Raw genomic sequence first — 15,972 nt, forward strand, 5'->3', positions numbered from 1 at the left:
CCCGAACCATTCCCCTTGCACCACGAGAACGAGTCTGGCCCCACCGCTGACGCGGCGGGGCCAGAACCCAACATCTTCATCAGTTTCCTAGGCGGAGGCTTCTACACGCTGACAGCCGATGTCTCCAGCGACCCTTCCCGCGTGGTACTGCGCTGCAATATCTCCTTCCAACTGGTGGGCATTCCGGTCGACATGGCTCCGCTCCGGCACCTCTTCGAGCGATACGACGCGATGGCCTCGGCCTTCCTCCGTCCACTTACAGGCCGCGCCGTGACCCGGGAACACCTGAAGGATCACGAGCCGCTGGAAGCTGTCGGGTACCTCGTCTCCTCTGACGACGTCCCCTCGATCTCCTGGGCCGAGCGCCCCGAGAGCCCCTCGGAGGAGGCGAGCGTTCCGGATAAGTGGGTCACTGGCATCGTGGCCAGAAACCCCTACTACAAGGCAGAGCGGGGAGCGACGCCGGAGGGCTGGCCGATGGCAGTCGAGTCCAGCGAGCTCATCATCTGCGCCTTGCGGAACCACCATCCACTGGAAAAGAGGCCCGAGGGCTACTCGCTGATCTCTTGGGAACTGGCGAGGACCTCGGACGCCAAGGTATTCCGCCCCGTCGCGGACTGGTAGACGGATCAAGCGGCAGGCTGCAGCACGAGCATGCGGGGCAGCGTGCGCCCTGTTGGAGCCTGGTCAGCGGTCGCGAAGGGTCGGACGAGGCACGGTTGTGGGTGAGCGGGAGCCGCTGAGGAGCAGGCAACCCGTCTGATCCGGTTTGGGCGCAAGCCGATTCCTTCGGCAAGCACAGGGATGTCAGTGGGCCCCCGTACAGTCGCGGCTGTGACCTCTCCTGCGCCGGGCGGCGACTCCTATGTGTACGTGATTGGTTCTGTCGAATCGACCCGAGTCAAGATCGGTACGAGCGTCAATCCAAAGAAGCGCCTCAAGGAACTACAGACAGGTAACCCCGAACGTCTCGAATTACGATGGTGCACGTCCGGTGGTCGTGAGTTGGAAACCATGCTGCATCAGGCGTTTGCCGCCCATCGGGTCGAGGGCGAGTGGTTCGACTTCGGCGATGTGCAGCCGGTCGGTGCGATCCCTGCTGTCGTCCACCAACTCTCCGAAGAGACAACGCCCCTTGCGTCGGCCACCTCGAGGACCGCATCTCGGCGTTCCAATCCGCGCGCGGGGCGCGGCGAGCACCTGATCACCCCGGAAAGGTTGGCTGGCATCGTCCGGGACGTAGTTCTCGGCGTCGTCCGCCCAGAGCCCGAGCCGGACGAGGAGGATGACCAGGAGGAGGTGCCGATCAAGAAGCGGAGCGCTCTCGACCACGATGTCGACCGGCTCATGGGTTCCGTCTACGGGCCCGCCGCGACCAGGCACGCGCGGCGTGCGGTTGCCGGGAAGACGGGGTTCGCGGCCCTCGGCGGCTGGCCCAGCATCGTCCTTCTCGGCTTGCTGACCACCGTCACACTGCCTATCGCAGCGTTTCTCGCGCTGCGCGCGATCACGCGGGACATCTGGCCCGTACGCAAGCTGCCCATCCTTGCCCTGGTGGGCTACGGGTTGTGGGGACCTCTGGGGTTCGACAAGCTGATCCGGGACTTCGTTCTCTCCCGGCTCCCAGTGGAGGACATAGAGGCCTTCGGCCGGACGTACTTCACGCAGGCTGCGATCACCAGCGCCTGGTTGCTTGCTGTCGCGTCCCTCGCGCTCTGCCTGTTCGGGTACGCGCAGGAGGTCAATGACCACACGCAGGAGGAGCGCGCCAAAGTGATCGCCAAGGTCGAGGCGAAGAGGAAGGCGGCCACGCGGCCCCCAGTCAGAGGGACCCGGCTCGCATCCTCGGCTGCTGCCGGCCTGGACGCGACAGGGGCGGCCGAGGCGATCAGCCGCAAGCCGAGCGCTGGCGGGATCGCACCCTCACCCCTGATCGCCGATCTCACTCGGCCTGTCCCCAGGCAGCCGTCTGACACTGTCCACTGACCACCCCAGCGGGACTTTGCAGACGGGGGAGCAGCGGGTGTTGGCCGGTCGGTGACCGTCTGTCAGCGGCCCCCTTGGACGCCTGCCCTCAGTCGGGTTGGGAATGGTCATCGGCCGGGCCGGGCGGGGGCGCGGGCGGCAGGGCCGGCTCGTGCGGACGGGGTGCGGACGGCGGGAGCACGGGGGACGGAAGGCTGGCGGGAGGTGGGCTTCTCGGTGAAGTCGCCGGTGGCTTGGTGCCAGCGGCTCCGTACTGAGGACAGTGCGGAAAGTGCCCGGCGGCTGCCGGTGGCCAGCTGGTGGACGGAGGTGGCTTCGTCCGCGGTGAGCGTTTCGATTCGTGCGGCAACGGCACCAGCCTGCGCCAGGAGAGCGCGCTGGAGGACCTTTTGGCCCCAGTGCTCGGGTGCCCCTGCGGGATGGGCGAGCAGGTCGAGGACTTCGGTGGGACCGAGCCCGTCGCGAAGCAGGCCGCGTTGCTGGGCTTCCCACAGCAGGGTGATGGGGTCCACGGGTGAACTCCGGCGGGCGAGTGCTGTCAGGCAGGTGAAGAGGGCGGCGTGCACGGGGACGGTGAAGTCGCTTTCGTGTAGCCAGCGCAGCCGCGGCAGGTCATCGGCGTGGGCGGTGGCCGTGGCCAGGAGCATCCGCTCCTCGTCCTCCGCCTCCACCGACGCCTCGGCAGCCGGGGCGGGTACCGGCGGGGTCCGGGGCATCGATCCGGGGTGAGAGGGGAAGGCGGTGACCAGCTCGTCGAGGTATACGGCGAGCTGGTCGGCCCGGGCCAGTGCGGCCGCGGTCGGGTCGGGCCCCGGGGCGCGGGCGGCCTGGGCGAGGAGGCCGGCGTGCCGGCGCAGAACGCGGCGGGCGTGTGCGGAGTGGACGATCTGCGCGTAGGCCGGGGCGTGGGCGTCGGTGGGGCAGATGCTGATGAGGGTGTGCAGGTAGGCAGCGGTCAAGGCCCGGGCCCGGGGCTGGGCGGCGGCAAGAAGCTGGTTTGGCCACACTGGGCTGGCCCGGTGGACCTCGGGTGCGGGCGGGGACGTTGTGCACATCGCCGCGAACAGGGCACTGTGGGCGGTGTTGGCGAAGTGCTCGGGCTCGAGGAGGCCAATGGTCTTCAGCCGCTCCGGGACCAGGAGCAGGGCGCCGAGAAGGGCCTGCTCGGCGTAGTGGACCACCGGCGTCGGCCCCGGATCCTCGGGCAGCTCCTCGTCGGCTGCGGCGCGGGCGTGATCGGCCATCACGCCGCCAGCACGAAGTCGTCGCGGCTGAACGTGCGTTCCACATGCGGAGCGATCAAGTGCGCCGCAAGCAGCGGGGGCACCGCGTTGCCGATCTGGGAGAAGCGCTGGCCCTTGTTGCCTTGCCAGGGGTAGGACGCCGGGAACGACTGCAGGATTCCGGCCTCCTCGGCGGTGATTCGGATCGCCAGCGGCGCTGCCTCCGCCGCTGGGCTGGCGAGGGCGGTGGACCGGGTGGTCCAGACGCACTCGTTGGCCCGGTTGCCGAAGAACAGCGTGGCCGCCGGCTCGGTCACGGAGCGGACCGCCGCGTTCGACTGGCTGTTGCTGCGCAGGACCCAGTCCCGTTCGCCCCCGCAGTGCGGCCACGACGGTGAAGTCCCGCCCCCGCACCGGCACGGCGATCCGGGCTTGGGGTTCCGGCCGGATACCGGGTGGCGCGGGGGGTTCTGCCAGGTGCCGCGATCGCGGGCGTCAGACAGCGTCTTGCGGGATCCAGAGGGGAAGGGTTCAGGTCCACCTCCGGGGCCGCCGCCGGCGCACACGGTGGGCACGGGACCGTCGGTGCGGCCCCAGCCCAGGGCCTCGGCCATGGACACCCACCTCTGGCGGCCCGGGCCAAAGAGAGACTCAGGCTCGCCGAACTTGGCGTGCGTGGGTTCGGGTGGGACCGCCCGACGGGTACGGGAGGCGATCAGGATCGCCCGCCGCCGGGTCTGCGGCACTCCGAAGTCAGCCGCGTTCAGGATGCCGCACCAGGTGGAGAACCCCCAGGAGCGCAGCACCGCGGCGTACTGCTTCCACAAGGGCGCGACGTCGGGCACCTCCTCCAGCAATACCCATTCCGGCTCGCCGGCCTGGTGAAGGGCGTGGAGGTAACGCATCGGTTCGGCGGCCAGCAGCGACCGCTGGTCCTGGCAGGCTGCGAGCAGTTGGGGGCGGGTGTCCCGTCCGGCGGCCAGGTCCGCCACGGCCTGGTGCACGAGGGGCTGGTCGACCAGGCCGAGGCGCTTGCCGGCCATGCTCCACGCCTGACAAGGCGGGCTCGCTATCAGGCCGCGGGTCCGGCCGATGAAAGGGCGGACCGGGTAGAGCGCGACGTCGGTGCGGATCGTGGTCTGCCCGGTCGCCGCGCGGGTCTTGCAGGCCCATTCGTCCCACTCCAGGCCGGCGTCGCGCACACCCAGGACGCGCAGGGCGTGCCCCCAGCCACCCGGACCGGCGAAGAGGTCCAGAACGAGGTCACTCATACGGCCAGCCCGAAGTCGGCTTGTGGGGGCGCGGCCTTGGCGATGGCCCGGGTGGTGATGGCGTCGGAGGCGGCATTGGAAGCGGCGGACAGCTCGTCGGCGTCCGGTTCGAGGTACCAGGGGCGAAGGTCGAGCATGGCGGCGCGCAGGCCGGTCGCGAAGAGGAGGGCGGTGCCCTTGGGCAGGGCGCGGATCCGGTCCGCGGGCAGGATGCGCTCCTGCCGCATGCTGATCGAGGTGGACTTGCCCGAGTCCGAGATGCTGGTGGACTTTGTCTCCACGTCGTGGTCACCGATGAGCCGGGAGAGCTTGTCCGCGAAGTCGGGGTCGTCGATGCCGGACCCGATGACCTTGATGGTGGCTGCGGACCACATGGCGTCCATGCCCGCGTCGCCCCACACCTTCTGGCCCTGCCTGTAGGACTGCAAGATCGTTATCGGGATGATTCCGCGCGAGCCCAGGTGCGAGTACAGGTCCGGCAGGTCGCTGATCTTGCACACGTTTGCGGCCTCGTCGAGGATCGCGAGCATGGGCGGGTCGAGACGTCCGCCGGTGCGTTCGGCTCGGGCGGTCGCGGCCCGCATCACCGAGTCTGCGCACGCTGCGATGAGTGCGGAGGCTCCGCCGCCGCCGTCCTTGGAGAGCAGGAACAACGTGTCGGTGGAGGCCACGAACTCGGCCGGGCGGAACTCCGGTACGTCCTTCTGCGGGGTCACCCAGGCGGCGATGTCGGCGCTGAGCAGGGCGGACGCGTACTGTCTCGCGGTCTCGTAGATGCCGTCTCGGGTTTCCGGCGGGCCCTCGACCGTGCCCTTCAACTGGGCTGCGACGGAGGTGAATCCGTGGTCGCGCAGGATGTCGAGCGGTCGCCGGTCGGCGGGGAAGGCCAGCCACTGCATCACGTCCGTGATCGGGCGGTTGTCGAGGGCCGCGGCCAGGAACAGCTGCGACAGGATGTTGGATCCGGCCTTGGACCAGAAGTCGCCCTGCTGGGAGGCGTCCACGGACGCAGCGAGGAAGTGGCCGGCGAGTCTGTTCGCGCCCTCCAGGGACTTGGCGTCCGCAAGGGGGTTCCACCACATCGTCCGGGGTGCGTGGGCGATCTGCTGGGGGTCCATCGACCACACCCGCCCCACTCGGCTGCGGGCGTCGAAGCAGGTCGTATAGGCGTCGCCGGCGGCCTTGTTGCTGGTCAGGAGTACGGCGCCGGGCGCGGCCAGGATGGAGGGGATCGCCAGCGAGGTGGTCTTCCCGGAGCGCGGTGCCATGATCGCCACCGCGACGTCCTCGTAGCCCATGCGGACTTCGGTGCGGCTTCCCTGGAGGTTGCCGAGGAGGATTCCGGTGTCGGAGGCCGCGATGCGATCGGCGTCCTTCAGGCTGGGGCGCAGGGAGCGGGCCTTTGCGGTGATCGCGCTGGCCAGGAGCGGCTCGATGTCCTTGGCCTTGGCGGTGCCCTGGACCCGGCGCTTGTTCTTCCCGCCGAAGGTGCCCTTGTGGCGGCTCCACCACACACCGCTGGCGGAGGCGAGGGCGATCAGGGCGAGTACGGGAAGGATTCGAGCGCCGAGGAGCAGGGACGTTTCTCCTAGGCCGGGCCAGAGCTGGTCGGGGCGGATGAGGGCGTCGGCGGGTCGGTAGCCGGCCCAGGGGTGCCCGGTGAGCAGGGCGGTGAGGTTCCCGCCGAGCCAGGCGAGATGGGAGAGGGGGACGCCGACGGCGAAGACGCCGAGGAGGACTTTGAAGGCTATGTCGTAGCCGTCGGAGGAGGAGCTGGACTGGGACAAGGGCGCGCGGTTCCGTGAAGGGGGCGGGGGCGAAGGGGGGTCAGCGAGTGCGGCGGGGCAGCGACCCGCCGGGCGGCTGCGGCGGCAGCGGCGTGCCGGTGCGGTGGGCGGCGAGGCGGTCGACCCGGTCCCACAGGGCGTACTCGGCCTGATGGGCGGGAACGCGGTCGCGGGCGATGCGAACGCTGTAGCGCAGGAAGGGGACTATCGCCTTCTCGTCACGCAGCAGCGGCTCAGTGGAGACCATGCCGGCGAGGACGGCGGCGGCCAGGTGGGGCGGGGTGTGGTCGGAGAAGTACGCCCGCCAAGCCGGACGGGCGGTGGGCTCGGAGGCCCAGGGGCCGTCGTGGGCCGTGACCTCGATGTTCATCGCGCCGACCGGGTGCTGGGAGACGGTGACGAATCCGTCGGGCGAGGAGATCTGGTGGTCCCGTACGGAGTGCTTCCACCCGGCGTGCTCCAAGACCTGCATCGGATCGGCCATGCTGTCCGCCCGGCCGGTGGTGAGGGCGTCGGTGGCCGCGGCGACGATCTCGGCCGGGGTCCGGGCGCCGAAATGCATGGTCCACGCCTTCTCGGTGCTGCTCCCGGTGTGGTGCAGGATCCACCAGTGGTCGTCCGGGTCCGGTGACAGCAGCAGTTCGGCTTGGCGGTCGCGGCGGGTGAGCCGTACGGCCGGGCTCAGGGGGATGTGGGCTGGCTGCCAGCGGAAAGCCTTCTGCAGCGGGGCGGTCACCCACCGCGGATCCCCGCCGCCGGCCAGGTAGCAGGGAGCGACCTGGGCCAGCACCGGCGGCTTCTCGGGCCCGCTCACCGCTGTGCGCCTTCCGTGACGGAGAGCGTGATGTGGTTCGCGGTGACCGTACGGCGTGCGACGGCGAGTTCGAGGTTGTCGGCGTGCGTGGCGGACAGGCCGACCCGTGCGGAGCGGAAGACGGCAAGACGGGCGGCTATCTCCTGGTGTCCGGGGACAGCGGCGCTGCCGGAGCGGGCGAAGTGGGGCACGGGCGGGTCTCTTCGAGGGTTCAGGGGCGGGATGCGCGGGAGGATGCCGGGCTTGCCGGGGCGGCGGCCGGGGCTGGCAGGCGGGTGGTGAGGCGGGTGCGGCGCTGGGTGCGGGTCCGAGCCTGGGCGGCGTCGATGCGGGAGAAGTGGGCTTCGACCGCCTGTTCCGGGGTGAGCGGGCTGTTCTCCTGCCGGGCGGCGTAGTGGTCGAGGTCGTGCATGCCGCGCAGGACGGGGGCGGTGGCGACGAGTTGCTCGGCCAGGCCGGTCATGAGGTGGTCCGGGACCGGGCCGCTGATCCAGATCTGCCAGATCGGGGGGCCGCTGTGCTCGGGCTGGGCCTCGATGCGCCACGCGAGGTGGTCGGGCGAGTCGTTGAAGATGGGGCGCAGTTCGGCCCGGATCGGCAGCCTCGGGTCGGGCGAGAGGGCTTCGCCGGTTCCGTCGGGGCGGAGGTCTACGCTCCAGCCCGCGTTCTGCATGTGCTTCCACGGCCTGGTGTCGCCTCGGCGCGGGCCGCCGAGGAGGCGGTCGGTGAATCCGGCGATGATCTCCGCCGGGACCATCCGGTCGAAGGAGGCGTTCCACGTCCAGTCGACGGAGTGGATCCGCCACCAGGAGCCGGAGGCGAACGGGTCGATCACCATGTGGTGCCGGGCCTCGTCGGGACCGGTCAGGGAGATTCGGGGGTCGCCGGGGGCGGAGGTGAGGGTCCATCCGGCGGCGAGCAGGGCGTGGGTGACGTGGCGGGGGTCACCGGGCCCCGCGAGGTGGCGGGGCGCCGTCTCGAAAGGGATCTTCGTGTGGTGGTCGTTGGCGTATGAGGCACGCTGGGCGGGGCTTACTGCCACGGGGCCGTCTCAGCGGGGCTCGTGCGGACGGGCGCGGTGCGCAGGGGTTCGAGGGTGAGGTCGAGCAGGCGCAGGTCCTGCAGGACGGAAGCGGCCTGGATGTATTCGCCCAGGGTCGCCTCGACGGTGTCGGTGCGAGGGACGGTGGTCTCCTGGGCGAGGTAGCGGGCGATGCTCCGAAGGGCTTCACCGAGCCGGACTGCGGTACCGGTGTCCGCGTCGACGAGTGCCGCGATCAAGGAAAGGGCCTCAGTCACGTGCGGGCCGGTCCGCAGGTAGGCGGTGAGGAGATGCAGAGTGTGTGCGGAGGCACGGATGTCCTCGGCGGTCAGCCGGGCGGTGTGTTCGTCAGTCATCGAAGCTCCAGGGAAATGAGGCCGGTTCAGCGGCGCTGGGGTGTCGGTCCGTGTCCGGGAGGGGGAGGGCCGGAGCGGGCGGCTGGGGCCGGGCGATCTGCGGCGGACAACGGGCCCAGGGCGCGGGAGAGGAACGGCGAGGAGCCGGGCCGGGTGATTCATCGGGTCCTTGCGTAGCCGGACGTCTTGGTGCCAGTGCGGGCGCGGGAGGAGACCCAGTTGCGGCTCCAGGCCGCGGCGCGGGCGGCGGAGAGGCGGGCCTGCTGCCAGGCGCCGAGCTGGTCGGGCAGGACGGACACGGAGGTGACGCGGATCCGGTTGCTGAGCGGGACGTGCCCGAGCGGGCGCATCACCGGCTCCGGGTCGGCCAGGGCCGTGGTCAGGGACTGCACCAGGTGCAGTGGGGTGCTCGCGGTGGCCTGCGCGTTCCAGACGGGCCCGTGCTCGTTGCGGGCGCCGACCCACCAGTGGTTCTGGCTGCCGTCACCACCGGGTTGGACGTACTGCACGACGGCGTGCCGGTCGGGGCTCTGGGCGACGAAGTAGTCGTCCTGCTGCATGCTCCACGACTTCTCGGTGAGCGGCGCCCACACGTTCGGGGCGTGCGCGGAGCGCGGTTTGGTCAGAGCGTCGGTCAGGCCCGCCACGATCTCCACCGGGGTCTGCGGGGTCAGGGTGACCTGCCAGGCCGGCTGATGTCCGTGCGCGGCCCCGTGGACCTGCCAGCCGCCCGGCGGCTGGTAGGCAACGTGCACCATCTGGTCGGGCGAGTCGAAGGCGAGCATGCTGCCGGACCTGGCGCTTGTGTCCTTCCACCCCGAGGCGCGCAGGAACTCGCCGACGTGGCGCAGGTCCCCGCCGCCGGCCAGGTAACGGGGCTCGACCAGGTAGTGCTGCTGCGCCTGCTGAGCCTGGCCCCAACCGGTCCACTGCTGTCTCTTGCTCAACGGTGCCTCCCCCGCGCCACCAGGGCGGTGGCCTGCGCGGCGGCCGGAGAGGACGTGGCCAGGGAGCGGCGCGAGGCGATCTCCTCGAACACTTCCTGGTGTTCGTCCAGGTCGAGGGCGAGGTCGTGCAGGGTGTTGGCGGTGCGCCCGAGCGCCAGCCACATCTCCGCGGGGAACGTGCCGGTTTGGGCGTGGTACTTGGTGACGTAGGTGCCGGTGACGACCAGGGATGTCAGCCTGCCGAGGATGCCGTTCTCGGCGTCCAGGACCTGCTGGAGGATCTGTGCGGCCTGCTGGGGCCCGGCCTGGGACAGTTGCGCGGAGAGCAGGTTGAGCTGGCGGGTGATGCTGTCGGTGAGCGTGGTGGCGGGTGGGGTCATGGGCGGTCCAGGGGGCTGTGCCGTACTCCCGACGGTGGTCAGCGGGTGTGGCGGTGGGCGAGGGCGGGCGGCGCGGTGTCGCGCGGAGGCGGTGCGAGCCGCTGCCGGTCGGGGCCTGCGGCCTTGACGACGGCGGCGCGCAGGTAGCGGCGCAGCAGGAAACGGGCGAGCCGCGGGCGGCTGGCGGCGTTGAGCGGTGGGACGCGGGGCCGGTGGCCGGTGTTGTCGGCGGTTGGCTGGGCGTGGGCGGGGCGGTGCCGGGACGTATGGATCACCGGGCGCGGGCGGCGGTCCGGGCACCGGGCGGCGGAGTAGGCAGTGTCGCCTCCGCGGCAGGGCGGGCGGCGGCGCGCAGGATGGTGGCGATGCCGAGGCGGGCGAGGCGGGCGCCGGCCGCTTGGACGGCGTGGGCCTGGGCGCGGGTGTCGTCCCCGGAGAGCACATAGGCGCCTGCCGTGGTGTTCCACGCGAACCCTTCGGAGACCAGGGCTTCGGCTGCGGGCCGGGCGGTGGTGACGGCCGCGAGGGAACCGTCCTCGAGCCAGGTCATCAACACCTGCTGCGGCTGAGCACCAGAGGCGGGGAGGGGCTGCGGGGGGTTCATCGCGTTGTGCCGGACCTGGGCGAGCGTGATGTCGTAGCGGGGCAGCAGGTCGGCGGTGATGGCGCGGGCGGCGCGCTCGGGATCGGCAGGCACGGCGATCCCGTCGGGTTCGCGGACCCCGGCGAACGCCTCCGGGGCGGCGCCGGACGGAGCCATGGCGGCCACGAGGAACTCCTCCTCACGCCGGGGATGAAGGGTGACGTACAGGCGGGTGCCGTCGTCGCGGATGAGGTGGGCGTCTGCGCCCAGGGCGTACTCGGCGAGGGCGGCGGCCACTTCGTTGAGGTCCCAGACCTCTTCGGCATGCAGGAACTGGTCCTCGTGCCGCTGGTGTTGGTGGTGGTGCACGGTCCAGTTCCCGGGGAGTTCCTCGGAGAGGATGGTGGCGAACGACTCCACGTCGCGGCTGTCGTCGTCGGGCAGGGTGCAGGCGGCGGGCATGGGCTCCTCGAACATGGGGCGGGGGTCATCGGGTCCGTCCGGAGGCGGTAGGCGCGGGTGCGGCCAGCGGGACGGCGGCGGGCAGTGACGTGCCCCGCCGGGCTGGGGCCGTGGTGCGGTCGGCGAGTTCTGCGCGGGTGTGCAGCAGGTCGGCGGTGATGGGACCGAGCCGGTGCTCGGCCAGGTAGCGCCTGCAAGCCGCGACGTGCCGGTCCGCAGGTCCGCCGAGGCCGTCTTAGACGGCGGCCAGGGAGCGGAGGAGCTGGTCCAGGGAGGCGAGGATGCCGTCGTGCGCGGCGGTCACCTCCTCCAGCCGGTCGGACACTTCGGCCGGGCTGGCCGCGTCGCGGATGGCGGCGGCGACGTTGGCAATCGATCGGCCGTCCGTCACGTAGCGGTCCTGTGTCGACTCCGTCGCGCATTCGGCGTCGGCCTCGACCCGGTACCCCGCGGCCTGGAGCCGTGCGACGGCGAGCTGCGCCACTGCGGCCTGGTCCGCTGGCAGAACGGTCGGCGTCATCCGATGCCAGGTAGCGCCGTGAACCTTGCGGAGGACGAAGGTGCGTTCGAGGATGCCGTGGGCCAGCCCGTCACCACCGCGGGCGATAATCCTGCCGGTTTCGATGTCCCGGGCTACCGTGACGGGCGCTGTCTTGCGTGGGGTGGCCGGCTCGTTCACCGGGCTGCCGCCCGCGATGCGGCTGGAGCCTGTACCGGCCGGGCCGAAGGGAGGGCGGCCGGAGGCGCGGGAGGCTGGAGTCGGGAAGCGATCTCACCTAGCTGCTCCTGCAGCCCGTACAGGCGGCGCGCTGCCCAGAACAAGTCCCGTGCGGCGGCGTCGGTTTGGTCGCCGGGCAGCGCGGCGGCCTGTCGACCGACCTCTTCCACGAGCTGACGCACTGCGGCGATCGGGCCGGACTGCTCGGCGGCGAGCTGCCGCAGGATTCCCGCGAGCGGGCCGGTCGCGGTCGGCACCCGCGGGGAAACGGCGTGCTCCAGGCCGGGCGCCGGGTCCTGGCGTGCGGAGTTCTGCCGGTGGCTGGAGTGCAGGAGGAGGTCGGCCTCGATATTCCGTGCCTCGGCGACCAGAGTCTGCAGGAGGCGTCGGGGCTGGGCACTCCAGGTGCCGTCGAGGCGGATGAGGTTGGCGATCACGTCCAGGCGGCCGGGCTGGGCCTGGACGGCGATCCACTGGCATGCCTGGTCGTCGCCGGGTGGCGCGATGCCGGCGACGCGGGCGATCCGGTGGCCGATCTCGGACCACTCGGCGTGGTTCAGCTCCCGGTCCAGCGGATGCATGTGCGCGGTGACGTGGAGGATTGCGCGCCGGTCGCCGTCGGGACCGGAGGCGAGCGGGTGCTCCAGCGACGGGTCGGCGAGATGGTCGGCCCACGTCGCCGAGCTCCAGGTCTCGTCCTCGTCGGTGTAGTGGTCCAGCCGGTTCGAGTGGGCCACCACCGTGCCACCGGGCTCGGTGGTCAGGCCCTCGGCCGTGCTGGTCTCCCGTCCGAGCGCCTCGGCGAGGGCTTCATCGGCGGTCACGTCACGGGAGTGGATGGCAATGATCATGGTCTCGCTCGGGGGTTGCATTTCGAGGGGATGGCAGAAGGCCGGCGCGTTTGGGGCGGCGGTATGGCCGTGGTCAGCGCCCCGGGCGGGCGTCGGCGACGTGGACGAGCTGGTTGAGGGCGGTCAGGGAGTACCAGCTGCAGTCCACGACCTCCTCGGTGTCCCCGAGGCGCTTGGCCAGGTACTCCCGCAGGGCCTTCTGGTGCATCAGGCACTCCGGGCACCGCTTGGACAGGTGCACCAGGTAGCGGGGGTGGGCCGTGACGTAGGAGCGGTCGCCGCCGTTGGGGTCGAGCAACCGCCACCCGTTCTCGTCGGTAGGGGTGTGCCAGGAGGGGGCCACGACCTTCATCGCGTCGCCCCACAGCTCTCCGCCGGCGGCGCCCTTGAGGATCACGACGTGCTCGCCGGGGCGGAAGTGCTGGTGGGTGATGTCCCGCTCCGGGGTGAGCGGGTCGGGCGGCAGGTAGACGGGGCGGGTCTCGGGCACGGAGGGTCCTCCACGAAGGCGCTGGGCGGCAGTGGAAGACAAAGGGTCCGGAGAATCCCCGGTTTCCGAAACCGGGACTTCGCCGCTATATTGCGCGCCGCGCGCCTACCGGAACGGGTTCTCCGTGGGCCGGTCGCGGTCGTCGGCGGCCGCCAGAAGATCGGGCAGATCGGTCCCCTCGGCCTCGCGCTGGTCGACCCACCACCCGGCTCTCGTCAGCAGCCGGACCTGCTCCTCCAACTGGGCCCAGTCGGCTTCGTCCCAGGTCCCTTCGGTAACCAGGGCGGCGTATGCGCGGGTCACCAGCTGGTGACGGGTGCGCTCACCCCAACCCAGGATCTTCTCGGGGCCCTCCAGGGGCGGCATGTCGAACTGGGTTGCCCAGTCCGCAGCGGAGGCCTGTTCGTCTGCGCGCTTGGCGGCAAGCCACTCCGCCGTGCTGGCGGCATCCGCCTGGTGGTCGGCCCGCCAGCAGTCGGTGCACTGCCGGGCGGCGAGCCAGCGCGCGTATCCGGCGCGCCGGTCCGCTGAACGGCTCGACAAATCAACGGTGTTGCGGTGTCCGCAGCTGTGGACGATCTCGAAAGACGTGGGGATGGCCATGAAGAACTCCTTGCAATGGGGAAAGGGAGATCGGAAGAGGGCGCCGGCAGCGACTGGCTGGGACCTGTCCTCGCTGATGCGGATGGGGGTGTCGGTCATAGTCACCGTGTCCGTGCGACGGACGAGGAACGGGTGACGGCGGCGGGCATGGCCGGGGCGGTGACCTGGGGGCCGGCGCCCGCGCGGTGCTGCGGTGACCGGTCGGAGGCCGCTTGGGCAATGCGGGCGCGCCGTTCGGCCAGGCAGTTGGCATGGGCCGGGCGGGGAGGCGCTGCGGTGGCGGCCGGGTCGAGGGAGAGGTCCGCGTGCACGGTGAAGCCATGGCGGCGGAGATCGTGGACGGTCTGCCGGGCCCGGCGCCGCGGGTCCTGGTCGGGATGGGCGAGCCGGTACAGGTCCGGTCGGCCGGGGACGGGCTCGAACTGCTCGTGCTGGAGGTACCAGTCGGCGAGGTGGGATGTGATGGCCGCGGTAGCGCGGGCGACCACCCCGTGCTCCGGGTGCAGCCCGAAGTGGAAGTGCGGTTGCATGGGTGTCCTGGTGGTCGGGGAAGGTCATCGGCTGCGGGGCGCCCGCCCGAGGGCGGCGGGCGAGGCGGATTTGCCGACGGCGGGAATCGCCGGCCGGGCCGTGGGCGCAGGGCCGACGGGGCGGGTGGCGCGGGCTTGCCGCAGCAGGGCCGGTGCGTCGGTCCGCCATCGCCGGAGGGCCTCGGCCGTGCCGGGAGGCAGGGCGGCACGTGAGGATGCCGGCGCCGGCCACGTGGAGGAATCCGCGCCAGGGTGAAGCAGTTGGTGGAGCCGATCCAGGGAGGCGGCGTCCTCGGGGCCTGCCGCGGGGCGCGTGCGGGTGAGGAGTTCAGCGGCGTGGGGGCGCAGGCGGCGCCACTCCGCGGAGCTCTCTTCGAGGTACTGCTGCTCGGTGTGTCCGAGCGTGGCCGGGTCCAAGAGCGTGCCGTCGCTGTAGCGGCCGGACTGCTGGATCGCCGTCCATGTCGCATGGAGTTCCTCGAGCCTGCCGTGCGCCACCTCGACAGCGGCCAGCAGCCGTTCGTGGACGGCCAGCTCGTACGCGGGCAGGAACCTGCCGGCGACCAGGCTGGCGGCATGGGCCGCGTCGGGCGGCAGCACGGCCGAGGTGGGGGCTTGCGGGTCGGCGTAGTTGTCGTCGAAGGTGCCGCTGGCGAAGGCGCCGAGCAGGTACTCGTGGGCGCTGCCAGGCCGTTCGACCAGCAGGAGTTCGGCTGCACCGCTGGTGAGCTGGGCGGCGTACGGGATGCGGACGTGCTCCACGCAGTCGACGAGTTCGCCCGCGTCCCACAGGAGGGGGACGAGGTCTTCCTGCCACAGCGGGTGTGCGTAGACCTCGACCTTCACCATCCATGTCCCGGGCAGGGCACCAGCCAGCGCGGTGGCGTAGTCGCCGAGGTAGGGGCGGGGGCCGCCGAAGAGGTGGACGCGGTGCCGACGTGCGGTATCTGCGAGGGCGCGCAGGATGGGGGCGGCGGTGTCCATGTCGCGCAGGGCGTACGTGCCGTCGGGGCGCCGCTCGAATCCGGGCGTGAGCTGGAGAGCGGTGTTGGCCCATCGGTACTGCTCGCCCAAGGGGACGGCGACCAGGCCGTCGGCCGGGCTGACGGCGAGGATGATCTGAGCCAGGCCCCTGGAACGTGGCATCGTAAGTTCGTCCACGCTCACGCCCGGCTGGTGAGGGCGTTGCGCAGGCCGTGTCCGAATGCGTGGGCGTGGCGGCGGGCGGCCAGCTCCAGCTCGTCGTACTGCTCGCCGCGGGTCATCTGCCCGTCGTGCTTGCGGTACTGGTAGACGGGCAGCGGGAGCAGCACGCCGGGGGCCAGTGCGGTGACGCCGACGGCCGCCATGTAGTCCTCGCCCTGGACGAGGCCGCCCATGCCGCCGGCCGCGCGCACCAGGCGGGTGCGGGCGAGGATGGTTGTCGGCCCGATGGGGATGGTGTCTTGCGGCCGGGGCCAGTACGTCACCACGTCGCCGGCGGCGTGGTAGCCGGGCGGGGCCGGGCATTCCCACAGGCGTCGGGATCCGTCCGGCAGCCAGTCCTCGCTGTATCCGGCGACCCATCCGAGCTCGTCGGTGAAGGTCTCCAGGCGTACGCCCAGGCTCCAGTCGGGGAAGACGTCATCGTCGTCGGCCCAGTTCATGAACTCGGTGCGCACCTCGTTCAGGCCGAGGTTGCGGGCGCAGGCGGCACCGACCGAGCGGGGCAGGACGAGGATACGGATCCGGGGGTCGGCGGTGATCGGGGCAGGCACGAGGGCGGGGTCGGCGCCGTCGAGGACGAGGACCGCCTCCCAGGGCACGGTCTGCCGGGTGAGGCTGGCGTGCATCTCCTGCAGGTAGGGCAGGCGCTCGGGGCGGAGCTGGGTGGCGATGACGACGGTGATCTGCGGGACGGACAGGGACTTCTCCGGAGTGCGGTCCATG

19 protein-coding genes and 1 pseudogene are annotated in these 15,972 nt (G+C 71.5%); 2 read left to right on the forward strand and 18 right to left on the reverse strand.

Annotated features, from left to right (window positions below; all coding sequences use genetic code 11):
- A pseudogene (locus ACIQK6_RS40235) lies at positions 1 to 624 on the forward strand (hypothetical protein); the annotation flags it as partial.
- 210 nt (positions 625 to 834) lie between these two features.
- Positions 835 to 1,986: a GIY-YIG nuclease family protein gene (locus ACIQK6_RS40240; protein ID WP_402697371.1), complete on the forward strand. Its 1,152-nt coding sequence runs from the start codon at positions 835 to 837 to the stop codon at positions 1,984 to 1,986.
- A 107-nt stretch (positions 1,987 to 2,093) separates the two neighbouring features.
- On the opposite strand, the gene ACIQK6_RS40245 is transcribed toward ACIQK6_RS40240, so the two are convergent.
- The 18 genes from ACIQK6_RS40245 to ACIQK6_RS40330 all read right to left on the reverse strand — a co-directional run bounded on the left by ACIQK6_RS40245 (position 2,094) and on the right by ACIQK6_RS40330 (position 15,971).
- On the reverse strand, positions 2,094 to 3,230 hold the full coding sequence (locus ACIQK6_RS40245) for a DnaB-like helicase N-terminal domain-containing protein (protein ID WP_402697372.1): 1,137 nt from the start codon (positions 3,228 to 3,230) through the stop codon (positions 2,094 to 2,096).
- Positions 3,230 to 4,480 carry a DNA cytosine methyltransferase gene (locus ACIQK6_RS40250; RefSeq protein ID WP_402697374.1) on the reverse strand — a complete coding sequence of 417 codons (1,251 nt, stop codon included), beginning with the start codon at positions 4,478 to 4,480 and terminating at the stop codon, positions 3,230 to 3,232. The genes ACIQK6_RS40245 and ACIQK6_RS40250 overlap by 1 nt, the downstream gene beginning before the upstream one ends.
- Positions 4,477 to 6,267 (reverse strand): type IV secretory system conjugative DNA transfer family protein, encoded by a 1,791-nt coding sequence (locus tag ACIQK6_RS40255; RefSeq protein ID WP_402697376.1) that lies wholly within the window; start codon positions 6,265 to 6,267, stop codon positions 4,477 to 4,479. Before ACIQK6_RS40255 ends, ACIQK6_RS40250 begins: the two co-directional genes overlap by 4 nt.
- A gap of 40 nt (positions 6,268 to 6,307) precedes the next feature.
- On the reverse strand, positions 6,308 to 7,081 hold the full coding sequence (locus ACIQK6_RS40260; protein ID WP_402697378.1) for a DUF317 domain-containing protein: 774 nt from the start codon (positions 7,079 to 7,081) through the stop codon (positions 6,308 to 6,310).
- Complete coding sequence (locus tag ACIQK6_RS40265) at positions 7,078 to 7,272, reverse strand: hypothetical protein (protein ID WP_402697380.1); 195 nt, start codon at positions 7,270 to 7,272, stop codon at positions 7,078 to 7,080. Before ACIQK6_RS40265 ends, ACIQK6_RS40260 begins: the two co-directional genes overlap by 4 nt.
- 20 nt (positions 7,273 to 7,292) lie before the next feature.
- Entirely contained in the window at positions 7,293 to 8,123 is an 831-nt protein-coding gene (locus ACIQK6_RS40270) for a DUF317 domain-containing protein (protein WP_402697382.1), read from the reverse strand.
- Entirely contained in the window at positions 8,114 to 8,479 is a 366-nt protein-coding gene (locus ACIQK6_RS40275; RefSeq protein WP_402697384.1) for a hypothetical protein, read from the reverse strand. The genes ACIQK6_RS40270 and ACIQK6_RS40275 overlap by 10 nt, the downstream gene beginning before the upstream one ends.
- Positions 8,480 to 8,637: 158 nt before the next feature.
- Positions 8,638 to 9,426, reverse strand: a complete 789-nt coding sequence (locus ACIQK6_RS40280; RefSeq protein ID WP_402697386.1) for a DUF317 domain-containing protein — start codon at positions 9,424 to 9,426, stop codon at positions 8,638 to 8,640.
- On the reverse strand, positions 9,423 to 9,806 hold the full coding sequence (locus ACIQK6_RS40285) for a hypothetical protein (RefSeq protein WP_402697388.1): 384 nt from the start codon (positions 9,804 to 9,806) through the stop codon (positions 9,423 to 9,425). Before ACIQK6_RS40285 ends, ACIQK6_RS40280 begins: the two co-directional genes overlap by 4 nt.
- Positions 9,807 to 9,844: 38 nt before the next feature.
- Positions 9,845 to 10,081 carry a hypothetical protein gene (locus ACIQK6_RS40290; protein ID WP_402697389.1) on the reverse strand — a complete coding sequence of 79 codons (237 nt, stop codon included), beginning with the start codon at positions 10,079 to 10,081 and terminating at the stop codon, positions 9,845 to 9,847.
- Complete coding sequence (locus ACIQK6_RS40295) at positions 10,078 to 10,866, reverse strand: hypothetical protein (protein ID WP_402697391.1); 789 nt, start codon at positions 10,864 to 10,866, stop codon at positions 10,078 to 10,080. Before ACIQK6_RS40295 ends, ACIQK6_RS40290 begins: the two co-directional genes overlap by 4 nt.
- 220 nt (positions 10,867 to 11,086) lie before the next feature.
- Positions 11,087 to 11,530 carry a hypothetical protein gene (locus tag ACIQK6_RS40300; protein ID WP_402697393.1) on the reverse strand — a complete coding sequence of 148 codons (444 nt, stop codon included), beginning with the start codon at positions 11,528 to 11,530 and terminating at the stop codon, positions 11,087 to 11,089.
- A complete protein-coding gene (locus ACIQK6_RS40305) occupies positions 11,527 to 12,441 on the reverse strand; it encodes a hypothetical protein (RefSeq protein WP_402697395.1) in 915 nt (304 codons plus the stop codon). Before ACIQK6_RS40305 ends, ACIQK6_RS40300 begins: the two co-directional genes overlap by 4 nt.
- Before the next feature lie 52 nt (positions 12,442 to 12,493).
- A complete protein-coding gene (locus tag ACIQK6_RS40310) occupies positions 12,494 to 12,910 on the reverse strand; it encodes a hypothetical protein (RefSeq protein WP_393741526.1) in 417 nt (138 codons plus the stop codon).
- Between the two features lie 105 nt (positions 12,911 to 13,015).
- Positions 13,016 to 13,513, reverse strand: a complete 498-nt coding sequence (locus ACIQK6_RS40315; protein WP_402697397.1) for a hypothetical protein — start codon at positions 13,511 to 13,513, stop codon at positions 13,016 to 13,018.
- A 101-nt stretch (positions 13,514 to 13,614) separates the two neighbouring features.
- Positions 13,615 to 14,043, reverse strand: coding sequence for a hypothetical protein (locus tag ACIQK6_RS40320; protein ID WP_402697399.1), 429 nt, complete (start codon positions 14,041 to 14,043; stop codon positions 13,615 to 13,617).
- A gap of 24 nt (positions 14,044 to 14,067) precedes the next feature.
- Positions 14,068 to 15,189 carry a hypothetical protein gene (locus ACIQK6_RS40325; protein ID WP_402697400.1) on the reverse strand — a complete coding sequence of 374 codons (1,122 nt, stop codon included), beginning with the start codon at positions 15,187 to 15,189 and terminating at the stop codon, positions 14,068 to 14,070.
- A gap of 17 nt (positions 15,190 to 15,206) precedes the next feature.
- A complete protein-coding gene (locus ACIQK6_RS40330) occupies positions 15,207 to 15,971 on the reverse strand; it encodes a glycosyltransferase family 2 protein (RefSeq protein ID WP_402697402.1) in 765 nt (254 codons plus the stop codon).
- Position 15,972 lies beyond the last annotated feature (1 nt).

Origin of the sequence: Streptomyces sp. NPDC091682 (genome assembly GCF_044756625.1) — a bacterium.
In the GTDB taxonomy this organism is placed as follows: Bacteria; Actinomycetota; Actinomycetes; order Streptomycetales; family Streptomycetaceae; genus Streptomyces.

Excerpts from the sequence above, each read along its gene's own strand:
- ACIQK6_RS40295 (WP_402697391.1), bottom strand. The coding sequence starts at position 10,866 with ATGTTCGAGGAGCCCATGCCCGCCGCCTGCACCCTGCCCGACGACGAC.
- ACIQK6_RS40285 (WP_402697388.1), bottom strand. The coding sequence starts at position 9,806 with ATGACCCCACCCGCCACCACGCTCACCGACAGCATCACCCGCCAGCTC.
- ACIQK6_RS40245 (WP_402697372.1), bottom strand. The coding sequence starts at position 3,230 with ATGGCCGATCACGCCCGCGCCGCAGCCGACGAGGAGCTGCCCGAGGAT.
- ACIQK6_RS40330 (WP_402697402.1), bottom strand. The coding sequence starts at position 15,971 with ATGGACCGCACTCCGGAGAAGTCCCTGTCCGTCCCGCAGATCACCGTC.
- ACIQK6_RS40305 (WP_402697395.1), bottom strand. The coding sequence starts at position 12,441 with ATGCAACCCCCGAGCGAGACCATGATCATTGCCATCCACTCCCGTGAC.
- ACIQK6_RS40320 (WP_402697399.1), bottom strand. The coding sequence starts at position 14,043 with ATGCAACCGCACTTCCACTTCGGGCTGCACCCGGAGCACGGGGTGGTC.
- ACIQK6_RS40315 (WP_402697397.1), bottom strand. The coding sequence starts at position 13,513 with ATGGCCATCCCCACGTCTTTCGAGATCGTCCACAGCTGCGGACACCGC.
- ACIQK6_RS40275 (WP_402697384.1), bottom strand. The coding sequence starts at position 8,479 with ATGACTGACGAACACACCGCCCGGCTGACCGCCGAGGACATCCGTGCC.
- ACIQK6_RS40250 (WP_402697374.1), bottom strand. The coding sequence starts at position 4,480 with ATGAGTGACCTCGTTCTGGACCTCTTCGCCGGTCCGGGTGGCTGGGGG.
- ACIQK6_RS40325 (WP_402697400.1), bottom strand. The coding sequence starts at position 15,189 with ATGCCACGTTCCAGGGGCCTGGCTCAGATCATCCTCGCCGTCAGCCCG.